This window comes from Nitrospiraceae bacterium, from assembly GCA_020632595.1.
GTDB lineage: Bacteria > Nitrospirota > Nitrospiria > Nitrospirales > UBA8639 > Nitrospira_E.
The window spans coordinates 142104-164087 of record JACKFF010000007.1; the positions used below are offsets into that span (position 1 = coordinate 142104).

Consider the following 21984-nt stretch of genomic DNA (forward strand, 5'->3'; position numbering starts at 1 on the left):
CCAGGTTTTTCAGGGAATAGGGTTTTACCAGAGCGGGGGTTGCCCAGGGGGGGAGAGGCATGGGCAATCATCGTCCGATCAAAATGAGTTGTTGTGAAAAGATGGGAATAGTTGAGATAACATGGGTCTTTCCAGGGTGTGGGTGAATTGAAAGGCATTTATTTCCGGCATCCGGAAATCACAAAGCACCAGATCAATGCGTGAGGAGCGCAATATGCAAAGACCTTCATGACCACCAGTCACCTCCTGACACACATGTCCTCACGAGGGTAATCTGGGGATTAAATTTTCCGATGGTTCGGATTGTTCTTCCTGACTTAAACCCTCCTTCTCCGGGCGTTGCCTCGAGTTCTCACGATAGAATTTCATAGCCTCTTTTATCATTAGCACTTCTTCATGTTCATGTGAATGACCATGAATAACACAACGGGAGGAATTTTGGACTTCGTCCTCAAGTAGTTGACGGTTGTATACGACATGTTCTTCTCATTAGCCTTTCTGATATTTGGGATTGGCACTCGTGGGTAAACCTTATACATTTGGTTTTTTCTGATTGCCGATTTGTCCATTGGTCGGTTTGCGGCTTTCATGCTAGTGATAACGGAGAATACGGCAATTGAGAATCTGGATGAAGGATTCAGCTTTTCATGTTGGCCTCTCAACAGTTTTTCAATTGAACATTACATTCACTTTTTCAGGAGGTGTGTTATGAAAAGATTTTTAACTGTATGGATGGCCACCGCGTTCATTCTGGGTATGACGTCCATGGGAATGGCCGGTCAGGGCATGAAGGCCGGTTCAGCTGAGGAAAATGTCCCTGACAACATTCAACGAAGCACCCCGTCCGCTGAGCCCTCACTCGACAGTGGAAGTGGTCCGGGGAGCCGATCGGATCAATTAACGGAAATGGGAGACGTGGGTTCTCAGAATCCCAGCGGAACAAGTAAATCCGACCAGGCCGCCAGAGATTTGGAAAAAAGGAATAAGAAAGCTCCAATTTCCAGTCAGAGTTCATCACAAAAAAGTCACTGATGCACTGAGTGGAATGGCAAAGTGTCGGGTGTCATGAGTTGGCCGTCAATCCGGCAATCAAATTGACGGCCAACTCCTCCGTCACCTCCTTCGTGATGACTCATTTCGTTGATGTAGGTTCGATGTCCGTAGAGCTGGAGTCAAAGGTTGTCCGGACTGGGTTAAACGGTTGCCGACTTATCAATAAGAAGAGGAAATGACATGTTACGAGATCTCAATAAAACTCAAAACTGCGTATTACAGGGTACTGATGGGATAATCGGTACGGTGGCGGATGTCTATGCAAATGATCAGACATGGAAAATACATTATCTGGCAGCGAACACCGGTAACTGGTTGCAAGGCCGCCATGTGTTGATTTCTACCCAGAGTTTTGTGCATCCCCAACCGGAAGTTGGGTCGTTCCGGGCTTTAGTCAGTAAGGGGCAAGTCGAAGGCGCACCGGCCTTTGAAATCGAAAAACCATTCTCCTGGGAGAAGGAGCGGGAAATCTGCAATTATTACCGGTGGAGCACCTATTTCCCAATTGACGAGAGGGAACTGTCGGTTTTCCCCGGCACATTAATCAGCGCAAATGGGCTTAAAGATTATTCCCTTCAGGCGGCGGATGGTGAAATCGGAAAAGTTGTGAATTTTCTTATTGATGATGCCATTTGGACTGTGCGCTATCTGGTCGTGGATACCTCGAAATGGTTGGCGGGTAGAAAGGTATTGATCAGTCCAATGTGGAATAAATCCATTAACTGGGCAGAGAGAATGATGGTCGTGGACCTCAATCAGGACCAGATAGAAAAATCTCCGGAGTATGATCCATCCGCCCCAATCGAACGAGTGTATGAAATACATCTCTATCAACATTACGGTAAACCACATTATTGGTAGACCTGAAAAGAAAAAGCATGTCAAAAATATGGAAGGTTTGTGGAGGGATATTCGATGTTCTGCTGCAAAAGGGCAGTCATGTTAATCCATCCGACCATAAATCCCGGTCATCAGGGTAACGTACTTTCCTCCTGACGTTCTCCTGAAAGCCCCACGGGTGTCCGGTAACGAGGTGTTAGCTCCGATGGTAATTTTTAAAATGAGGTTCATAAAGGGCCTATGTATGAGCATCTGGTCATATTTGGAGCGACAGGCGACGTCTCAAAGCGATATATTTTCCCTGCTTTAGCTCAAGTTTTCGCCAACCGCGGTCTTCCCTCAGAATATAGAATTACGGGCGTTGGGCGGCGTGATTGGAAGACGCCTCAGCTTCAAGAGCATGTGTCCAAATTACTCGGTCAGCATGAGGATCTACCATTTCCAAGATCCCGCCAAGGATTTTTGAGGTCTTTGGAGTATGCGCATGTCGAAGATCTTTCCGACGCTCGACAGATTCAGGCGATTTTTCATAAAAAGGCAGAGTCGACGCTGCTATATTTAGGGCTCCCCCCTCAGATGTTTCCTACAGTTTTGGAATCCCTGCGACGGGTTACCCTGCCGCCACAATCCCGGATCATTATCGAAAAACCATTCGGGCTCAGTTATGCCCAATCACAGGAATTGAACCGGCTCGTGCATCAGCAATTTGCTGAAGAGCGCGTTTTCCGCATCGACCACTTTTTAGGAATGCCAATTGTGTCCGCCGTCTTTGGTCTCCGGTTTTCCAACCCCGTATTTACCCCTATCTGGAACCGGCATCATATTGAAAAGATCGAGGTGATTTGGGATGAGACCTTGGCGCTGGAAGGGCGGGCGGACTTCTATGATTGTGCCGGAGCTCTGAAAGATATGATTCAAAATCACCTCCTTCAGTTATTGGCCGTCCTGACTCTTGAACCCTTGGAGACCATGTGGTCCCCTGATTTTCGGGACAAAAGAGTGGAATTGTTCAAAGCAGTGAGAAAACTGTCAAGGGCTGAGATTCGATCCCAGACCTTACGAGCCCGTTACCGGTCAGGGGAGATAGGGAGTGTGCGGGTTCCCGGTTATGCAAAAAGTCAGGGGGTAGATCCCGAGCGAAATACTGAAACGTTTGCGCAAGTGACCTTCTGGGTCGACAATGAACGCTGGCAAGGCGTGCCGTTTGTGTTACGTTCCGGAAAAGCTTTAGGTCGGGAACGAAAAGAAATCCTGGTGCATTTTAAAAGGGGGCAGAAAGATCCGGGATCTTTCCTTCCCACAGAAGGCGGGAATATCTTGTGCTTGAATCTGGCGAGTGAAGAGGTCAATCTTGGGATATTTAGCATTCAGGATGCCGGAGGGATTACACCTGCACCGATGAGGGTGGACGACCCCGTTTCTCCTGAACGTCTTTCCCCCTATGAACGGTTGTTTCTCGAAGCCATGTCCGGCAAATCACAACTTTTCGTGCGGGATGATGAGGTCGAGGAGATGTGGAATATCATTCAACCCATTGCGGATGCCTGGGCGGACAATGTGGTATCCTTGCAGAGTTACCCGGCCGGGTCCAACGGTCCACCCAGGGAGGATACCGGAGCATTGACCGAGTACGGCCATTTCCAGACGACAGGGGAGACTCCTGGGAGCGAACCATTCCCAAACTATCATTAGTTAGGTTTCCATGGTGCGGTTAGTTGTTGATGCTGAAGATGTGACTCGTCTTTTAACCAACGGCATGAAACGAAACGTCAAAAAATTCAACGCACTTAACACCATGGCGATTTCGTAACGATCCCAGGCCACTGCCATTCCAATGGCTCCGGTGTTCCAAATACTTGCGGCGGTTGCGGTTCCGGCCACATTCCCTCTGTCTTTGAGAATGGCGCCACCGCCAATAAAACCGATTCCGGTTAAGATGCCATAGATGACACGTCCTTCGGCATCGGTGGACGACAACACATGGATTCCCGTCAGCATATAGGCGCATGAGCCGAGTGCAACCAGGGGAAATGTTCGCAGCCCTGCACCGTGTGATTCTTGTTCACGATCCCAACCAAGAGGAACCGCCAATAAAAAGGCAATGATCAGATGATAGAAATGCGACCAAATTTGTTGCCAATCCAATTCAAGGACCATGTTCATCGTGAATTCTTTCCCTTCTATACTTGGTCGAACCCAAATCCTGAGAACGGTTCATCATGATGGTGGGAGATTCCATAGAATATATGGCAGACCTTAAACCTGGCCGGATGTATTATGGTGTATATATTTCATGGTGTACCTCCGTGATATTGCCTCGCTGAATCCGGGGAATTATCAGCTCCCGGGCAAGGATTTTCAGGCAAGCCGCGAAAGGGATGGCAAGAACTAATCCTAAAACACCTCCCAGGGCCCCGCCGATCAGCACCACCAGCAGAATGGTTGCCGCGCTGAGGTCGGTTGACTGGCTTTGAACCCATGGCGTGAGCACCCATCCCTCAAGAAATTGTACTCCCAGGTAGACGGCACTGGGCCAGACAAGGAGTTGCATCCAATAATTGTCGGTTGAGCCGGATCCCATGGACATATCCAAATATTTCAAAAGAATAGCGACGGGCCACATCAAGGTGGCGGCATAAGGGACCAAACTCAATAATCCTGCGCCAACTCCCAGGAGAATCCAATAAGGCATCCCCACCCAAAACCATCCGATTGCAAACATCACACTCATCATTAACGCAATCAGTAATCGGCCTCTGAAGAATTCTCCAATGGCCCGATCCATTTTGGATAGTAATTTCGGCCACCGGTCATCCTCCTGAGATTCGACGGCACTCCATATCGTGCGTTGAATGGAAGGAAAGCTCCAGGCAAAAAGGAAAAAATAAATGATGATTAAAGAGAACGAGAATAGGAAGGAGCCCAGTGTACCGATAATGAGATTGGTCAAATAAAAGACCTGCCCGGTTCCCGATAAAAACGTCTTGAGGGTCGATAACGGATTATCCTGGATGTTCCCGGAAATTTCCTTGAAATTCCGGGTTATTTCTTTCACATCCATGCCGTGGCGATCGGCCAGAAGAGAAAGATAGGTGGGAAACTTTTCAATGAAAGACCGCAATTGGTCCGCAAGTCTCGGTCCAACCCAAAGGACGAACCCAGACACCAATGCACAGATGACCAACGCCATAAAGGTCACGGCGAGCCACCGTGGGAGTTTCCATGTCTGTTCAACATAATCCAAAGCAGGATCAGTGAGGTAGGCCAGTCCCAGGCCTATCAAGACCGGAACCAAAATGGCCTGCAATTGAAAACACAGCCAAAGTAGGAAGACTCCCATCGCCACGATACACAATTCACGAACCGCAACAATTTCCCAGAGATGAACATGTCGGGCTGGTTTCATAGTGGTTGAAGAGGGAGATACCACTGGTAGACCTGGGTGTCCAATACGGACGTCCTTATGATCATTTGCCATCATCATCTTTATCAAAATTCAAGATGATCCTACATGGATAAAACTTCGCGGAGTCCTTCGTAACTTGTCTATTTGAGTGAGTAACCTAAAGAGACATTATGAGACAATAGGGAAAATGAGTTGGTGGAAATTTTCCTAATCAATAATTTCCCATTCATGGCATGTTCTCCTTGAAGGAGGAGAGAGGGTGCCGGAGATGGCATTCGGGATTTTCATCGTGTCAGAAGGAGGACAGGATGATCGGAATACGGGCAGTCAATCTCAGTGAAGCAGATAACCAATCGTTCCCCGGAGACAACAAACGCTCACCCGCGAAACCTCCACCTGAACCTGAAAGAAAATCGCCCCCCATTGGTCCCCCGAAACGGGACCCGAAACCGGAGCCGATTGACGATCCGCCTATGCCTCCATCGCCTGGAAACGATCCCAACGATGAACCTCTCCCAATTGGTGACCCGCCAGATACCTCGGATCACCCTATACGTATGAGAGGCACGGCAGCCGGCTTTCCCGTCGAATGGCCTATGAATTATTCCGGAAACAGAGGCGGGATGGTCTTCATCAACACTCCTGATCCGACGATCTGTGCTCCTCTTTAACCTCGTGAAAGGAGGTCTCTATGACGATATTGAAATGGGCAGCCATTTTTTTTGTTATTGCGCTCATCGCGGGCGGATTGGGATTCTCCGGAATTGCGGAGGGCGCTGCCGGAATCGCCCAAATATTATTTTATATTTTTCTCGCACTGTGCATTGCCATGGTCCTCATCGGAATTTTTGTGGCAAAAAAAATTACGTAACGCCCTGTTGAGAAATAGTCAGCGTGACCAAACACCAGCGTTGCTATACATGCTGGCGCGAAGTAAGGCACTTACATAAGAAATGAGACTCCATGATAAAAAAGGATGTTATGACAAATCACGAAAAAGCCAAATTGATTGAGCCGTGGATTAATCCTGCAGAACGGGTCACGGTGGACTTTAACGATGTGACAGGGTTGAACGCCGAAGTGTTTGGATGCACCGAAAACGTGGTCTATTTGTTATTTCAAGAGACCTTCCCGCATATGAAGGAACAAATTACCATCCCGTTGAGAGCGGTGCAGGTAGAAGAGGATGATACCCATTATACCCGTGATCCTGATGCTCCTCTTCAATGGCGTTTGCGCCTTCGGGTGAATCAAAATCGTCCGGAAGGAATATGACATCGCACTCATTGCTCGGTGTGAGCGTGTTGATCGGGAGAATTTAAAAGAATTAGACGATGGAAGGATATTGCCTGCACAACTTGTCCATTCACAATTTTCCGGGTCTCCGGCTATCCTGAAAAAATAGGGAGAGAAAGAAGCTTTCAATATGCATACCAACGACAAGGAAAGGAGAGTCTAATGAAATTCATTTCAGGAGAGCGAATGGTAGTGGGCACTGCTGTCATGGCCCTGTGCTTGGGTGTGCCTTTCATGGCTCAGGCAGCTTCATCCTATGATTACAGGGACCGATCCGATGTGGATACACGCGGATGGTCCGATTCCCGTTCCATCGATGATGCCAATAGCAACCGGCATGACAATCGGCAGTTTTATACCGATCAATATGGGGATCTGGATACGATGGAAGATCAGGAAAAGGAAATAGGGTATCGGGGTGAAGGGTATGTGACTCAAGAAGGGTATCGGTCCACAGCCTCCACAAGAAATCCACGGTATCCAAATGACCTGCGGCGAGCCGATGAAGCCATTCGCCGTGATATTCTTGCTGAAATGGGCGGGGGCACAGAGAGGGTTCACGTCAGCGTAAAAAATGGGGTAGCGACGTTATCAGGCATGGTCTTAAATCGGGACGCCATGGTGGAAGCGATCGAAGATGCCTATGAGGGTGGCGCTCAAAAAGTCCAAAACGAATTGCGAATATTTCGATATGATGAGCGCCCGTGGGGCGAGCTGAGTGATAGGAGTTTGGCAAAGGCCGTGCGGGAGGAATTAGCCTGGAGCCCATATGTGGATGAAGATCCTATTCGGGTGGATGCGCGGCGAGGCGTCGTGACGCTCCAAGGCACCGTTAAAAACAGATCCGAAATGGCGGCTGCGGTCGAGAATGCCTATGAAGCCGGAGCACGACGTGTCAATAACCTGCTGAGGATTGCCAATTAACAAAGTAAATGGGATGGTCGTTGTGATGGGGAAGGGACAATTGCCAGGCTCCAATTCCAACACTTGTATGATAGATGAGGTTGACACGAAAGTGATGAAAACGACCGGGGACATTATTGATTGGAAAAATTGGTGAATTTTCCATATGTCCTGTTTCCGGGTGAAAGGGTTTTCCTTTGAAAATGAGAAAAAAATATTATGAAGGCCATGCACATTTGTCACCCTAAATTCAAACCGGAAGGGGAAACGTTATGCCAATTTTATTATGGATTTTGGGAGTTCCTCTCAGTCTCGTACTGATATTATGGTTGTTCGGAGTGATCGGCTTTTAATAAGCCGTTTCAGGATTCAATTTTCCTTTAGAAGAATTTGAATAATCACAGGTCCTGACTGAACCAATTTAATATATTGTCGGTACCACGGGCCCGGATATTTCGGTTGAAAGAAATGTCCGGGCCCCTTTCCATTATGGAGCACTCCCGGCTCCGAAATTTTCCCATGTATTCTGATTCGCGGATCAGCCCGGGTAGCCAGGCTGACATTGGCGCGACAGGGTTGACAAAAAAAAGAAATCAAATGTCCATTTGTTCGTTTGGTTTTATATGGTAAAGCTGATTCTGATCAGGAAGATATCGAATTCTCTCCGGTCACGAGAAAGGTAGGGACGACGTCTATGTCAGGGACAACACAACAGGCCGGCTTTGGAGAAGGGCGTGGAGTGCTGGTTTTTTTACCTTTGGGAGTGGGGGTATTGGTCACAGCTCTCCTCTATGCATCTCAAATAACCTCTCTTGCAGCAGGCTTGCCGACACATTCCATGCAAGGGCTATGGCTTCAGAAATACCGTGACGAGAAATCTATTTCTACGGGGGCCCCCGGGGCGATCTTTATCTATTCATGGCAACCCTGGGGTGGGGTTCTAGTTGATGATGACAAAAGACCTCTCGTTTCCATGTGGGACGTCTCTATCCTGCCTTTGAGGTCGGGAGGAAAACTTCCGTCAAAGACCGAATAGATTCGTATGGTTTTAGAATCAGAAACGAGCTAAAGCGTGGCGACACTCTTCCGTCCGTTCAAATTCTTTGATGACGAAATCAGAATTGGAGGACGACATCATATTGATGAATGGCATAGCTTTGGATTCCACCACCTAGGATTTGACGTCAAGCGGAGGGAAGGCAGCAGAAAGAAATCGGATTACAGGGATGTGGATTGCTACTCTGAATCATTTGAAAGTCGGTAGTGCTTGGCTCGACGGGCTGTGATGAGTATTTTTCTTGTTATTGACCCCGATCCTGATTCCCAAGAAGCATGGGTACGCCTCGGGGATTTGTGCGGAGTTGAGATAGTTGTGACAGGCAATCTTTCGGAGGGCATCAGTCTCTCTACCCAACAATCTGTCGATCTGATTGTCGTAGACTTGTTTCTCCCCCAGAAAAGCGGGTTTTCGTTAATTTCTGAAATCACGTCGAAAGAAGGCCATCCTCCAATTATTGCGACATTCTCCGCCGACCAGGCGCCAAATTTCAATATTAAACGGTTTGCCCATCTGCTGGGAGCGTCCTATACCTTCGAAAAACCTCTTAACCCAACGCGATTTCTTCAGGCTTGTAGGGAGTTGGTGATGCGTTTTCCCCTCTAACTAAAGTAGAGAAAGAATTGGATGATACGTGTTCTCTACTCTTTTTTATTTGCCATGCTCACGCTCCTGCTGAACATTCGATCATGTGGTGTTGTGCCAAACCCATTCCACAAACTTTGAGAAGAAAATTATGCCATCTGAAGATCCCGGGTGAAATGATGGCGTTTCTTTCCCGTTGATAAATTTTTTAACCCCAGAGCCGGCCAGAATACCTCCTCTTCTCTCAATGAATGTGGAGAGACATGAAAATTCAGCGTCACGTCGGGGTTGAGGAGAAATGAGTCGCCCACTTCCGTAATGACCTCCATGCAGGACAGGCAGAGAGGTAAATGCCACATTCGGTAATCAAATCCATATCCCTCCCTGAACATCTCTTGCCATTTCGTATCCTCAAGGCATGGGTAGTAGGGGGGATCGCTTTTTCGATAAAATGGCAATAAGGTTTCTAGATTTTCCCTCACCTGAAGATGAAAAGATTCAGGATTGGAAGCTTGATTTTCAACCAACGATTGGACCTCTTGGGTGGTTAATCCAACTTCTTCTGCGGCCTGGAACCACCCCTTTTGCCGCCATCGTGCAAAGTTTTTATAGATGCGCTGGGTCTGCCCCTCTTCCAAACCAAGAAGGAATCCGACTTCGACCGGCTTCATGCCGTAAAAGTGATAAAACAGACAGATCAAGGCGTCCCGGCTCAGGACGGCCCGATTGAGCAGGCCATCCAGAAAACGGTACAAAACGGGATTAGAGGTTGATGAAGCTTTAGATTCCTGGGGCTTTCCAAAAAAATCTGATATGAACCCATCCAACAGCAGAGCAGGTCGACAGGGGAGCTGAGAAGGACAGTATTCGATAAACCGTTCAACCAGATCAAACGAAAGTCGCAGCAATAATTTTTCATGGGCCGAGTTGTCGGCCCATTGCCCCATGTCTTGCAGAATGCGCCGAATAAGGCCCGAAGAACGTTCCAGGAAGTAGGAAAAGTTTGCCGGAATGAATTGTTTGAATTCTTCAGAATTATTAATCACACCGTTGGTTGATGGGGATAACGTTTTCAAGGTCGCCCTCCTTGCTTGGGGGAATGAAAATGAATAAAAAAATAATGGGGACTCCTCATAGCCCTCGAGCGTAAGTGTTGTACAAATTTAGCGAGATGCCTCCCATTTCCGTACTGTTAAAATCCCTTGATTCCCCCGTTACCGACCCTAGGGGATGTCATGGCTGGACTTTGGAAATTTCAGAGGAAGATCCATAGGAATTGGAGAACACTCTCCTAAAAGAGGCTGAAAAACCCTTATTTGTCAACTGAAATGGATGGGGAGGTGTGATAGGTTTGAAGCAAAACCAGGAAATCAGGCAGCCACCGGTCTTCTCCACTGTCAGCCTACAAGACAAAATATAGGTGAAAGGACTTAGTCCATGTTTTCTTCAAATCAAATGGCCGAAAATATTCGAAATAAAAATTGGATGGAAACCCCACTCGGGGACATGGCCGGATGGCCCTCTCAGCTCAAAACCTCCGTCCAAATTATTCTGGATTCGAGATATCCCATGTTTGTCTGGTGGGGGGAACATCTCATCAATATTTATAACGATGCCTATATCCCGATATTGGGAAACCGCCATCCGCAGGCGTTGGGTGCCTGTGCGTCGGATATTTGGTCTGATATCTGGGATGTGATTGGTCCGCAGGCGGACATCGTTTTTCAGGAAGGTCGTTCCACATGGAATGAGGACCTTCCTCTATTCATGCGTAGACATGGATTTTTAGAGGAGACATTTTTTACATTTTCCTACAGCCCAATTAGGAATGAAACAGGAGATATCCTAGGACTCTTTTGTGCCTGCACCGAAGAAACTAGCCAGGTTTTAAAAGGACGGAGACTTCATACGCTCAGACGAATGTCCGGAGTGACGGAAAAAGTCGATTCTGTGGGAGAGGTTTGCCGGCTATCGGCTGAAATTCTCAAGGACAATCCCTTTGATCTCCCGTTCAGTCTCATCTATTTGTGGGATAAGGACGAACGCTCTCTGTGTCTGGCGGCACAATCAGGTTTTCAGTCTGATTCACTCCTGACCCCACTTCGACTCGCGATGGATGGAGACACGGTTCACCCTCCGCCATGGTGGCCACTGTCACTTTCCCCCAGGCGGGATGAGACCGTATTCACTATTGACAGTCAGCTGAATCTTCCGAAAGGGCCGTGGCCGGAGCCGCCCAATCAGGGGATGGTGCTGCCTGTGGAGTCGTGGGGGACACAACGACAATCCGGCTATCTGATTGTGGGGCTCAGTTCGAGGCTGGCCATTGACGACCGGTATCGTGAATTTCTGAATCTGCTTGCAAAAGGGATTTCGGGAGCCATCAACCGTGCGCAGGTCCGGACTGAAGAGCGCAAACGGATTGAAGCCTTAGCCGAACTGAACCGCGCAAAAACTGAATTTTTCAGCAATGTAAGTCACGAGTTCCGCACCCCTCTTACACTTATTCTCGGTTCTCTGGAAGAGGCGATGCAGACTACCACGTTCACCACGGCTCCGGGTGTGGAGGTGGCCCACCGAAATGCCGTGCGGATGCTGAAGCTGGTGAACACGCTGTTGGATTTTTCCAGCCTGGAAGCAGGCCGCATGCAGGTCGTGTTTGAACCGGTGGATCTCTGTGAGATGACTATTGACCTGGCATCGTCGTTTGAATCTGCCATGAATAAAGCCGGTTTAGAATTTATTGTGTCCTGTTCCACGCTGTCTCAACCGGTCTATGTGGATCGAAGCTCCTGGGAAAAAATCATATTGAATCTCCTTTCAAATGCCTTGAAATTCACCTTGCAAGGACGGGTGTACGTGGAAGTATGTCCTCATGCCGAAAGCGTGGATGTCCGTATCGGGGATTCAGGGGTCGGTATGAGCCGGGAGGCGCTTTCGCATGTGTTTGACCGATTCTTTAGAGCCAAGGAAGCCTTAGGACGAACATTTGAAGGAACCGGAATTGGTTTGGCCTTAGTCAAAGAATTGGTAGAAATGCATGGCGGGAAGATTCATGTGGAGAGTGAACCCGGAAGGGGAAGCGTGTTTACCGTAACGGTGCCGTTCGGATTTCATCACCTCCCGCCGGAGCAGGTATGCCACACCTCCACGCACACAACCGACAAGGGTTTAGCGAACTCGTTCATTCTGGAATCCGAGCAGTGGGTCGGAGGCACGGATCATGAACCGGCCATTCAGGAAATTCTCCAGAATGAGGAAGCTTCACTTTCAAAAACAGATCACTCACGTCCCACCATTTTATTGGTGGAAGACAATCGGGATATGCGGAATTATTTGACACGATTACTGTGTGCCGACTATGAGGTGGTGTCTGTCTGTGACGGGCAGCAAGCCTTGGAACGGGTTCACACGGTCCGCCCTCACCTTATACTGAGTGATATCATGTTGCCCCGAATTGATGGCATCGAGTTACTGAAACGTCTCCGGTCCAATCGGGAATTCCAATTGATCCCGTTTATCTTTCTCTCGGCCAGAGCCGGCCAGGAGGCCGAAATTGAGGGGCTTCTGACCGGTGCGGATGACTACCTCGTCAAACCGTTTGCCGCAAAAGATCTTCTGGCCAGAGTAAAAAAAACATTGGGACTGGCCACCATGCGTCGTGCCGCGATCGAATATGAATCACGCTTCGAGCATTTGGCTCATCATCCTGAGATCATGACCTGGATTACGGATGCAGACGGGGACTGTGTCTTTCTCAGTCAAACCTGGTACGACTTTTCCGGGCAGGTAGAGGCAACCGGTCTCGGTGAGGGATGGTTGTCTGCGATTCACCCTCACGACCGCCCATCCATTCAACAGGCGTTTTGGGAAGCGAACCGAAAAAGACAATCGTTTCGACTGGAATACCGTCTTCGGAGTGCGGATGGTGCGTATCACTCTGTTCTGGACTCCGCCTCTCCCCGCTTTGCATCGGACGGGAAATATCTGGGGTATGTCGGTTTGGTGCTGGACCTCTCCTCCCAGAAAGATATCGAAGAACAACATCGGGAAAGTGAAGAGCGATTTCGTGCTCTTGCCAATAGCATTTCCCAATTTGCCTGGATGGCCGACTCGACCGGATGGATCTTTTGGTACAATGCACGCTGGTATGAATATACCGGTACCACGTTTAGGGACATGGAAGGGTGGGGTTGGAGGAAAGTCCACCACCCCGATCATGTCGACCGGGTCGTTGAAAAAGTCCGCCGGTGTTTTCAAACCGGGCACATATGGGAAGACACCTTTCCTCTGAAGGGCAAGGACGGCGAATACCGGTGGTTTCTCTCAAGGGCCGAGCCCATTCGAAATCAGCGTGGGGAGGTCGTGCGATGGATCGGCACCAATACCGACATTACCGAATTAAAAACCACACAGGAGCAACTCCAACAGCTGACGGGCAAATTAGAAAGCCAAATTGCCAACCGTACGCAAGAACTGCGTCATAATCAATCGCGCCTGCAGGCCCTCGTCGGTGAACTGATTCTGACGGAACAGCGGGAACGGCGCAGGATTGCCGAGGAACTTCATGATTTTCTGGCGCAACTCCTCGTCGCCTGCCGGTTGCACGTCAACAGGCTTGAGCAGATGGGTGCCGAGGGCCATATGCTTCCGGTTCTTCAAGAAATTGATCGCATTCTCAACCAATCGCTGGGATATACTCGCTCGCTGGTGGCCCAACTGGTCCCGTCGGTGCTGTATCAATTCGGGTTACTCAAGGCACTGCAGTGGTTGGCGGAGGATATGAAACAATATGGACTCACCGTGGAAGTCAAGATGGAGTGCGACCATCTGACGCTCTCCGAGAATGAGGCGGTTCTTTTGTTTCAATCCGTTCGTGAACTCATGCTGAACGTCAAGAAGCATGCCGCCGTGGACACCGTCTATCTGGCCGTCAGCCTTTCCTCATCGGATGAGGTCTGTATGGAAGTTTTGGATCGTGGCATTGGCTTCGATCCCAATCTCATCGAAAAACACAGCCATACGGCCAACCAATTCGGATTGTTCAGTATTCGAGAACGCATGGCGTTATTGGGCGGTCGGATGGTCATCGACTCGAGTTCCGGTTCCGGGACATGCATCCGCTTGTATGTGGCCCTATCTGAGAGGGAACAACCGAATGCAGCCTTACCTTCTTTAAAATCCGGACCTTTACTTGCCAAGAGATCCAGTCAGGACTTCAGTCCGGGTATGTCCTCGGGTTATCGGGTCCTTTTGGTCGATGATCATGCCGTGGTTCGACAGGGATTGCGAAGTCTGCTGGATGCCTGGTCCGACGTCAAGGTCGTCGGAGAAGCCGGGGATGGGATAGAGGCCATCCGCCTGACAGAATCTCTGCAACCGGATGTGGTGGTCATGGATATTAATATGCCAAACATGAATGGTATTGATGCCACCAGGCAGATTCGTCAGAACAACCCCAATATTCATGTGATCGGATTATCAGTTCGGCAGGACAAGGAAACTGAGCAAGCCATGCGTGAAGCCGGTGCGGCTGGATATTTGTCCAAGGAAACTGCCGGGCATGACCTGTATCGCATGATTGCCCATATCGTCAGGCTGCATCAAAACTTCGGCTAACCCCCAACGCAAATTCTGAATCCCGGATATTTTTTGTTTAAGCCCGCCAGATTTGTCAACTGACATTCCCAGGGTTTTCCCTCATGGTATCCAAGACCGTTCCCGCTCATGTTCAGGTCAATGGGAGGCATGAATTTGCTGGGTTACATTGCCGTAATGCCTTTGGTTCTTGCCTTTTTCTGCGGTAATGGCATAACCGCTGAGGATGTAGAAAATACGGCCGAGGTCACGGGAGAAGAGGTTGAAAAGGTTCAGGATATCGGGATAGCCGTCGCCATTAAAAGCCGGTTGTCCCGAGTCGATCGCAAGTCATTTTCTTCCATTGAAGTGTCGGTGAAAGACGGCATAGTGACGCTGACCGGGACAGCCGTTAGTCTGTGGACGCGGCAGCGTGCCACAGAGCTTCCTCAGGCTATTCGTGGCGTTCGAGGGGTGATCGATCGCATTTCAGTGGGACCGCTCGGCACAATCAACGATTCTGCACTTAAAGAACAACTTGAACACCTCTTTCTCGAAGATCCGGTGGTGGAACGCGATGACTTTCATGTTGATGTGGCCAAGGGGGTTGTGACGTTGAGGGGGCGGGTGCACTCCCGGCAAGAACAACACACGGCGCTCAATTTAGCAAAAATGGTCAAAGGCATTCGGGAGGTTCGAGACTTTCTGAAGGTGGAGAGTGTTCCAGATAGGCCGGACTCGATTCTAAAGGAGGAAATCACCCATCGTTTGGCATTTGATGTCTGGGTAGTCAACCCATCCATCCTAAATGTCCAGGTGGAAAAAGGTCGTGCCGTTCTGACAGGACAGGTGGGAAGCGTATACGAAAAAGGGCGGATTGCCGCCTTGGCGTGGGTTGAAGGTGTTCGTGAGGTGGACGTGAGCGGTATCACGGTCAATTGGGTGTCGCCGGATCCGATGATGCGGAATCAGCGCCCGTTGTATACGGACCGGGAAATTTCAAACGCCATTCAAGCCGTGCTGGCACATGACCACCGGGTTGCGCCATTCGGAATCCAGGTGTCGGTAAAACAGGGAACGGTGGTCCTGAAAGGAACCGTACCCTTTCTCTCTATCAAACGCGAGGCAGAGCAAAACGCGAATAACACGGTCGGGGTCCGATCCGTGAACAATCTCATTTCTGTAGATTCCAACGCGACGTCACAGGATGCCGATATTCAGGCCCGGTTATTCGCTGAGTTTGCACGAGATCCTGTCTTGGAACATTTCACTCTTGGGGGATTGGTCAAAAAGGGAGCCGTTCTGCTGACGGGGACCGTCGATTCGATTTATGAACGAAACCATGCAGAAAACGTGGCTTCCCGGATTCGAGGCGTGAAAAGCCTGACCAATCACATCAGCTTTACAAACCCCGAAATCGAAAAAACGGATTGGGAAATTCAACTGGATTTCGAAAACCAGGTGTGGTGGAGTCCATTCTTATCGAGCCAGGATATTGTCGCGACGGTGGAAGATGGCAAGGCGACCTTGTCCGGATCAGTGCAGCATATGCACCAACGTCTCATTGCCGAACAACAGGCGTTTGAGGCAGGAGCCTCGATCGTCCTTAACCGGTTGCAAGTGGGAACATCTTTGACATCTCCTGAATCTTCGACTCCAAGTATCCATGCCCGACGTTGAAAGTCGGGCCGGTCCAAATCGGAAAAAACTCAATCCAAATTCCCTCTAGTTCCCATCGTTTCCAGTTTTGTATGAAATCCTCTGTAGTGTGCCAGTGGAAAGCATGAATCCCACACCCATAGCCCGATTAAGTATTTAACCTCAAGGGTAATGAAGAGTAGCGCGAATAACCGGGACGCGTAAAATCAATAGAATTTTTTATACTTTTCTGGCTTTTATCATCTAACCTAATGAGGGAGGACATCGTAATGAAATGCACCATTAGCACCCCTGGCCAACAAGTGGTCCTGACGCTTACCGTGGATCTCAGTATTAATACCCCCAATTTGAGTCGAACCGATTTATTATTGGACCGTGTGGTTTCGTCATCGATTTCCTTACTCATTTTAGATTTACGGTCCTTGTCATGTTTGAATTCTATTGGGACCTGGACCATCTTTCAGATTGTGTTCAAAGCCAAACAACAGGGCAAAGGTGTGTTCCTGTATAATGTGCAACCTTCCATACAACCCTATTTAAAAGAGGCAGGAATATTTGAACTATCCACTTCAATCGATACCCAGGAGGAGCTCGGAAATGTGTTAGAAGGAAATTCCCGGCTTCAGGGGTCTTCTGCGAATGGGGAAAACTTGAAGATCTCAATAAAAGAAAGGCGACTATCATCTGCCGCAATAGCATCGTTGTAGAAAAAGTGCCTGGCGTCAAAGTTGTATTGCTGAATGGTCAGGTCATGACAGGTTTCAGTTTTGAACGAGTTTTGAAAAATTGTCACCTTATTCATCATCCTGCCTTGTGGCGGGGATATAGGACGCAGAATTGCAAAAGGATACTTTGACCCGGCTTAATCCCCGTGCTTAGGTGGAGAACGATATCGGATGATCTTTCTTTTTTTTGAAACCGTGAGATAAGGTAAAATTGAGATGAACTTCCCGGAAAGCCAAGACTTCCAGTGACTAGAAAAAACCCCTCGTCCAAGGGTCGATCAGTATCGTCGTCTTCCCCCTCACTCAAAAAATCCCCAACCCTCAAGAAAACAGGGAAGTCCGCAAACACCCCAAAGGCCTCCTCGTCAGCACAAACGCCTTCAATACGTCCCCAGAGGGAAGCGAATGATTCGTCGTCCAATGCGTTTCCCATAGTCGGGGTTGGCGCCTCGACCAGAGGGCTCGATGCGTTGTCCCAATTTTTTTCAACGCTTCCTGCCGATAGCGGAATGGGCTTTGTGGTGATCCAGCACCCGGCCTCCGATCGCGAAAACCTCATGCTTGAATCGTTGACGGGGAAGACCTCGTTGCCGATTCATGCCGTGGTAGATGAAGCATTAGTCGAACCCGATCATATTTATCTCATTCCTCCCAACACTCAATTGAGCATCGATGGTGGGTTTTTGCGTGTGGACCGGCCTTCACAAGGGCATGGCTTTCGAATGCCCATTGATCAATTTTTTCAATCACTGGCCGAAGATCAAGGTCCCCTCGCCATCGGGGTGATTCTGTGCGGCGCGGGGTCCGACGGTGCAGTCGGACTTCGATCCGTAAAGGAGCATGGTGGGTTAACGATAGCGCAATTGGCGGAAACGGCTCAATTCTCCGGGATGCCGACGAGTGCTATTCCGGCCGGATTGATCGATCATATTTTACGGGTTGAAGGTATCGCGGAGGTGCTGGTTCACTATGCGAAATACTTATACAATCTCCGTAACGGGAAGGGATTGGAAACCCTTCGGGCAGAAGCGCTGAATCATTTAGACGTGATTTGTTCCCATCTGCACCGGCGGACCGGGCATGATTTCCGTGGCTACAAACGGAACACGATGGGCCGGCGGGTACAGCGGCGCATGCAGATTTTGCACATTGCCTCTCCCGCGAAATATGTCAAACGGTTGCGGGAGGACCCGGAGGAAGTCGATGGGCTGTTTAAGGAGCTATTAATCGGTGTGACGCAATTTTTTAGAGATCCGGAAGCCTTTGCGTTTGTTTCAGGTACGATCGTTCCCAAGATCGCGAAATCCAAAAAAAACGATGAAGCCATCCGGATCTGGATACCGGGTTGTTCGACGGGAGAGGAAGCCTATTCCCTCGCGATCCTCTTTTATGAATACCTCCATCGGGAACATCTCAGCGTCCCTATTCAAATCTTCGGAACAGATATCGATGAACGGGCATTGGATATTGCCCGCTGTGGACGATATCCGGAGAGGATTCGGGAAGATATTCTGCCGGACCGGCTGTTTTTGTTCTTTGAACAGGACGGTTCCTCCTATCGGGTCGCCAAGGTGATACGCGATTTATGTATTTTTTCCTTTCATAATCTCGTCGGCAATCCCCCGTTTTCACGCATGGATCTAATTTCATGCCGGAACCTGTTGATCTATATGGAACCCACTCTTCAGAATCAGATGTTTTCCGTGTTTCATTATGCGCTCAATCCGGAGGGCTATCTGTTTCTCGGCGGGTCGGAACATGTGGAAGACCAATCCCGTTTCTTTCGCTCGGTTAACAAACGTTTTCGGGTGTTTCAACCAAAAGAGATTGTGCGCCGCATGTTTCCCGATTTTCCGATACGGAGACCGCGTAGCAGCATCCCCACTCCAAAACCTGCACTGTTTTCCCAGATTCAGGACCCCTTCACTCATACGTTCGAGCAACTGGTGAGGGAGGAGTACGGTCCTCCGGCAGTGTTGATCGATAAAGAGTGCCATGTGCAATATGTCTCCGGCCAGACCGGAACCTATCTGCAGCTTCCCTCCGGTTCAATCAACGTGAATCTGATCAATATGGTCATGCCGGATTTACGTATGCCGTTGCGATCGGGCATTTTCAAGGCATTGAAGACCGGCAAAGAAGTGGTTCACTCCAGTATTCAAGTGGCTGTGAATAATGACATTCACTCTGTGGATATCATTATTCGTCCTCTTTTCCATGCCATGCAGTCCGATTTGCTGATGGTGGTCTTTTATGAGAGAGGCATAATCCGGAAAACGTCAAAAGTTCGGAAGGGATCCTCGAAGGGCAAGCATCAGACGATTCGGGAATTGGAGCAGGAAATTCACACCACCAGGGAGCAATTGCAGGCGGCCATGGAAGAACTGGAGACCTCCAACCAGGAATTGAAATCTTCCAATCAGGAATTGATGTCCGTGAATGAGGAACTGCAATCCGCCAATGAAGAACTGCAAACATCCACAGAGGAATTGCAGTTGATAAATGAAGAATTGGAAACGGTGAATGCCCAACTTTCAGCGAAGGTGGAGGAGCTGGATCATGCCAACAGTGACATGGAAAATCTCTTCCGGACGACGGACATCGCCACGTTATTTCTCAATGCTAATTTATGTATTCAGAAATACACTCCGGCTGCGCAAAAAATGTTTCTGTTTTTGAATACCGATCTCGGCCGGCCCATTACCCAATTGTCCTCATTTTCCGGGGACGAAACGTTACTGCCGGATATTCGGGACGTACTGCGCACCTCACAGCCCATAGAACACACTCGCAGATTTTCTCATGTTCCTCAGACCTACTTTTCACGAATTACTCCCTACCAAACCAGTGACGGACAGAACCAGGGAGTCGTGTTGACCTTTGTGGACATCACGCCGCTCCGCAAGGTGGAAGATCAAGTGCTCCGTTTCTCTCAACAACAGAAGGTGATGGTGGAGTTCGCACAGTTGGCACTTCAGGAAAGAGATGTCCAAAAGGTCATGGACGAATGTGTGAGACTTCTGAACCGGACCTTGCCTATCGAAATGGCCAAAGTTCTGGAATTATGTCCGGGAGAAGAGTTCCTCCTTCTTCGCGCCGGGATAGGGTGGAAAGAGGGACTGGTCGGCCGGGCGGTGGTGAACGCCGATCACAATTCCCAGGCGGGATATACGCTGATATGCGACAAGCCGGTTATCGTCAAAGATCTATCCCGGGAAAGCCGGTTTTCCGGCCCCTCCCTACTGATTGATCATCATGTTGTCAGTGGGATGAGTTGCATCATTCGGGATCAGGACGGGAAGCCACATGGTGTCCTCGGAGTGCATACGACATCAAGTCGGGAGTTCCGGGAGAAGGAGGTGGAGTTCCTACAAGCCATGGCCAATATTCTGGCCTCGGCCATACATCGGAAAAATATCGAAACCCAACTACAATCTCTGACCGAATCATTGGAACGCCGCGTGGATGAGCGGACACAGGATCTTGTTCGGCACCAACACCGGCTTCGTCAACTGTCGTTAGACCTTATTCTCACCGAGCAACGGGAACGGCGTCGCATTGCCACTGAATTACATGATTACTTGGGACAGTTGCTGGTTGTCGGGAAGATTAAAATCAGTCAGTTGCAACAAGCCGATCTGACGAATCAGCAGGGACCCCTTGTCAAAGAAGTGGAGGAATCTCTGGATGAGGCCTTGCAATACACGCGGGATCTCATTCCTCAAATCAGTCCGCCCATTTTATATGAATTCGGATTTATGGCCGCCGTCCGATGGTTGGCTGGGAAAATGGTCCGGTATGATTTGCATGTCACGGTCACCTCTCATTTTGATGATCATGTCTTGAACCTTTCCGAATCCGTCTCAATCATCCTGTACCAGGTCATCAGGGAGTTATTATTGAATGTCATGAAGCATGCCCAAACCCGGGAAGCCTCCATTCGGTTCATTCAAGTCTCATCGGAGTCTTTTGGAATAGAAGTGGCGGATCGTGGATGTGGTTTTGATCTGTCCTCGACACGGGAAGCCCATTCCCACTTTGAAAAATTCGGCCTGTTAAACGTGCAAGAACGCGTGGAAGGTCTTGGAGGAGAATGTGAGATAGTTTCGACCGTCGGCGAGGGCACTCGGGTGCTGATCAGGATGCCATTTTCCGTTCAAGACGCTGAATTGAAACCCATTCAGCCCTCCTCTTCTTCAATAGCTGTGCAGGTTCCGAAGCCAGAAAAAATGGAGGAGAGCATTCGAGTCGTTCTTGCCGATGACCACCCCATATTTCGTGAAGGATTGGGCACCATGTTAAATGCCTGCCCCGATATTCAGGTGGTCGGAGAAGCCGAAAACGGGGAACAGGCGGTTGAGCTTGTTCAGACTCTTCACCCCGATGTGGTCGTGATGGATATCAATATGCCGGTGATGAACGGAATCGAAGCCACCCGTCTGATCAAAGCCAGCCACCCGGCAGTTTATATTATCGGCTTGTCCATGCATGGGGATCAAATTGTGACACAGCACTTTGCTGAGGCTGGAGGAGACGAATATGTGTCCAAAGGGGATTCCTTCGGTTCCTTCGCCGAAGTCATTCGTTCCAGTCAAAAAAACCATGATGTCTCCTGAACCCCTTAGGGAAGTACTACAGCGCACCGAATGATCTGTGGTGAGGAGTATTGAAAAAACCTCACGCCCCCGCCTGACGCTTTACGATCTCCTTCGGTGTTTCCCAGCCATTATTGTCATGCTGAACCAGGGGAAGCATCCTACCGGATTTTGGCGCAGTCGAGCTGGGATCACCCCTATTGCCCAGGAAAATGGGCTCTATATCTCTCAGGCGAGGATGGATGGTGAGTGCACTTGAGAACCCTCTCACCCCTTTGCGGGCAAGTG

At 49.3% G+C, this 21984-nt stretch carries 16 protein-coding genes; 13 read left to right on the forward strand and 3 right to left on the reverse strand.

Translation table 11 applies throughout. From position 1 onward, the window contains the following. Window positions 1-708 precede the first annotated feature (708 nt). From H6750_13905 to H6750_13915, 3 genes are all read left to right on the forward strand, one after another. Entirely contained in the window at window positions 709-1032 is a 324-nt protein-coding gene (locus tag H6750_13905; protein MCB9775401.1) for a hypothetical protein, read from the forward strand. 201 nt (window positions 1033-1233) lie between these two features. Further along, window positions 1234-1914 (forward strand): hypothetical protein, encoded by a 681-nt coding sequence (locus H6750_13910; GenBank protein MCB9775402.1) that lies wholly within the window; start codon window positions 1234-1236, stop codon window positions 1912-1914. Window positions 1915-2133: 219 nt separating this feature from the next. Continuing rightward, window positions 2134-3585: a glucose-6-phosphate dehydrogenase gene (locus H6750_13915; protein ID MCB9775403.1), complete on the forward strand. Its 1452-nt coding sequence runs from the start codon at window positions 2134-2136 to the stop codon at window positions 3583-3585. Here H6750_13915 and H6750_13920 read toward each other — a convergent pair whose 3' ends face one another. Beyond that, window positions 3586-4056 (reverse strand): MgtC/SapB family protein, encoded by a 471-nt coding sequence (locus H6750_13920; GenBank protein ID MCB9775404.1) that lies wholly within the window; start codon window positions 4054-4056, stop codon window positions 3586-3588. 112 nt (window positions 4057-4168) lie between these two features. Continuing rightward, window positions 4169-5299: an AI-2E family transporter gene (locus tag H6750_13925; protein ID MCB9775405.1), complete on the reverse strand. Its 1131-nt coding sequence runs from the start codon at window positions 5297-5299 to the stop codon at window positions 4169-4171. A gap of 308 nt (window positions 5300-5607) precedes the next feature. On the opposite strand from H6750_13925, the gene H6750_13930 reads away from it, so the two are divergent. The 6 genes from H6750_13930 (at window position 5608) to H6750_13955 (ending at window position 9161) form a co-directional block, all read left to right on the forward strand. Further along, complete coding sequence (locus H6750_13930; GenBank protein MCB9775406.1) at window positions 5608-5970, forward strand: hypothetical protein; 363 nt, start codon at window positions 5608-5610, stop codon at window positions 5968-5970. Window positions 5971-5990: 20 nt separating this feature from the next. Next, on the forward strand, window positions 5991-6170 hold the full coding sequence (locus H6750_13935; protein MCB9775407.1) for a DUF1328 domain-containing protein: 180 nt from the start codon (window positions 5991-5993) through the stop codon (window positions 6168-6170). A gap of 110 nt (window positions 6171-6280) precedes the next feature. Continuing rightward, window positions 6281-6574, forward strand: coding sequence for a hypothetical protein (locus H6750_13940; GenBank protein ID MCB9775408.1), 294 nt, complete (start codon window positions 6281-6283; stop codon window positions 6572-6574). Between the two features lie 183 nt (window positions 6575-6757). Next, the gene (locus H6750_13945) at window positions 6758-7519 is read left to right on the forward strand and encodes a BON domain-containing protein (GenBank protein MCB9775409.1); all 762 of its coding nucleotides are present in this window, start codon (window positions 6758-6760) and stop codon (window positions 7517-7519) included. A 673-nt stretch (window positions 7520-8192) separates the two neighbouring features. Continuing rightward, a complete protein-coding gene (locus H6750_13950; protein ID MCB9775410.1) occupies window positions 8193-8534 on the forward strand; it encodes a hypothetical protein in 342 nt (113 codons plus the stop codon). A 249-nt stretch (window positions 8535-8783) separates the two neighbouring features. Next, window positions 8784-9161, forward strand: a complete 378-nt coding sequence (locus H6750_13955; protein MCB9775411.1) for a response regulator — start codon at window positions 8784-8786, stop codon at window positions 9159-9161. A 128-nt stretch (window positions 9162-9289) separates the two neighbouring features. On the opposite strand, the gene H6750_13960 is transcribed toward H6750_13955, so the two are convergent. Continuing rightward, window positions 9290-10216: a hypothetical protein gene (locus H6750_13960; GenBank protein ID MCB9775412.1), complete on the reverse strand. Its 927-nt coding sequence runs from the start codon at window positions 10214-10216 to the stop codon at window positions 9290-9292. A gap of 361 nt (window positions 10217-10577) precedes the next feature. Here H6750_13960 and H6750_13965 point away from each other — a divergent pair, with 361 nt between their 5' ends. The 4 genes from H6750_13965 to H6750_13980 all read left to right on the forward strand — a co-directional run bounded on the left by H6750_13965 (window position 10578) and on the right by H6750_13980 (window position 21717). Beyond that, window positions 10578-14759, forward strand: a complete 4182-nt coding sequence (locus tag H6750_13965; GenBank protein ID MCB9775413.1) for a response regulator — start codon at window positions 10578-10580, stop codon at window positions 14757-14759. Between the two features lie 129 nt (window positions 14760-14888). Continuing rightward, entirely contained in the window at window positions 14889-16397 is a 1509-nt protein-coding gene (locus H6750_13970) for a BON domain-containing protein (GenBank protein MCB9775414.1), read from the forward strand. A 248-nt stretch (window positions 16398-16645) separates the two neighbouring features. Further along, on the forward strand, window positions 16646-17083 hold the full coding sequence (locus H6750_13975; GenBank protein ID MCB9775415.1) for an STAS domain-containing protein: 438 nt from the start codon (window positions 16646-16648) through the stop codon (window positions 17081-17083). Between the two features lie 263 nt (window positions 17084-17346). Continuing rightward, complete coding sequence (locus H6750_13980; GenBank protein MCB9775416.1) at window positions 17347-21717, forward strand: response regulator; 4371 nt, start codon at window positions 17347-17349, stop codon at window positions 21715-21717. Window positions 21718-21984 lie beyond the last annotated feature (267 nt).